This is a genomic window from Bradyrhizobium sp. 147 (genome assembly GCF_023073935.1).
GTDB lineage: Bacteria > Pseudomonadota > Alphaproteobacteria > Rhizobiales > Xanthobacteraceae > Bradyrhizobium.
Map to the genome: position 1 here is coordinate 1 of NZ_JADPKL010000128.1, position 1,695 is coordinate 1,695.

At 63.7% G+C, this 1,695-nt stretch carries 1 protein-coding gene; it reads right to left on the reverse strand.

Annotated elements, in window-relative coordinates:
• A partial coding sequence (locus IVA87_RS30665) for an IS66 family transposase (protein WP_247336642.1) occupies nt 1-1,533 on the reverse strand: 1,533 nt, incomplete at its 3' end.
• Nucleotides 1,534-1,695: the final 162 nt, after the last annotated feature.

The following is a 1,695-nucleotide window of genomic DNA, read 5'->3' on the forward strand; positions in this document are numbered from 1 at the left end:
GCTATGGGGATGACCGTCGATGATCGCCTCGAGTGTTTCAGCGATGTAGGCAGCCGGGTTGACGCTGTTGAGCTTGCAGGTAGCGACTATCGAGGCCAGCATGGCCCAGTTTTCTGCCCCGATTTCATGGCCCGCGAAGAGCGCATTTTTTCTGGTTAGGCAGACCGGCCGGATGGCGTTCTCGACCGGGTTGGTGTCGAGTTCGAGACGCCCGTCTTCGAGGAAGCGGGTCAACCCCTGCCAGTGATTGAGCGCATAGCGGATGTCCTCGGCGAGCGTTGAGCCGCTGGAGATCATGGAAAGCTGCTTCTCAAACCACGGTTTTAAAGCCGCAATGAGGGGCAGCGAGTGCTCCTTGCGCGCGGCCAACCGGATGTCCGGCGACGAGCCGCGCACCATGGCTTCGATGGCGTAAAGCTGCGCGATCTGCCGGACGGCGGCCTCGGCGATCGGAGACTTGCTGTTGCGCACCAATTTGACGAAGCGCCGGCGCAAATGGCTCCAGCAATGCACGAGCGTCCACGGCTCTTGCGGTCGAACGACTTCGGTCAGCCGGTCATAACCGTCATAGGCATCGCATTGCAGGAAGCGTCCGCAAAAGCCATCCAGGAACTGCTCCGCAAAGGCACCGCTGCGACCGGGGGCATATCGGAACAGCACGATCGGCGGACTTGGGCCGCTGTGGCCGCGGTCGTCTGAGGCGATCGCCCAGAAGTAGCCCTTCTTCGTTTGGCCGCGCCCCGGATCGAGTACCGGCGCCTTGGTCTCATCCATGAACAGCCGATCCGCCATGGCCAGGTGGTGGCGCATGTGGTCCGCGATGGGCTGAAGATGGAAGCAGGCGCGGCCGGACCAGTTGCCCAGCGTCGCCCGATCAAGCCGGATACCCTGGCGCGCATAGATCTCGGCCTGACGGTAAAATGGCGTATGATCGCCAAATTTGGAGACGATCACGTGCGCGATGGCCGCTTCGGTCGGCAGCCCGCCGGGCACGACGTGCTCCGGTGCGTGCGCCTGCACGACGGGGCCCGCGCAGCGGCGACAGATGTATTTCGGGCGGCGCGTGACCAACACCCGCCATTGCGCCGGGATCACGTCGAGCCGTTTGCTGACGTCCTCGCCGATCTTCGCCATGGCACCGCAACCGCACGGACAGAGCGTGCTCGCAGGCTCGATGATCCGTTCCACCCGCGGCAAATGGGCAGGCAAGCAGCCGCGATTGCGATGAGGACCTTGATCCGGCACGTTCCGCGATCGGCCATTGATCACAGTCTCGGCTCTCTCCTGCGCCGCGTCCAGGATGCCTTGCGCGATCTCCACGTCTTCCAGCGGCAAGTGATACTGATCTGGCCGCAGCTTCTCGGACTTCGCGCCGAACTTCTCGCGTCGCAATTCGCCGAGAATGATCTCCAGCCGACGTCGCGCTTCCTCCGACGCCGCCAGCGCCCCCTGATGCTCGCTCAAGGCCGCCTGCGTTTGCGCCAAAAGCGCCTTGAGGCGTTCGTTTTCGCCGCGTAGCGCCGCGATGCTCATGTGCTATTTCGAGCACATCGCCGCCGCGCGTGCCACGCTCAAAATAGCTGCCGAGTCATTCTGCCGCACTTATCCAGCGACCTGCGGGCGCCGTGCTTCTTCCGGGCGGACCAACCTCCAATCCAGCCCCTCGAACAAGGCCGCGAACATCGCCGGCGACAT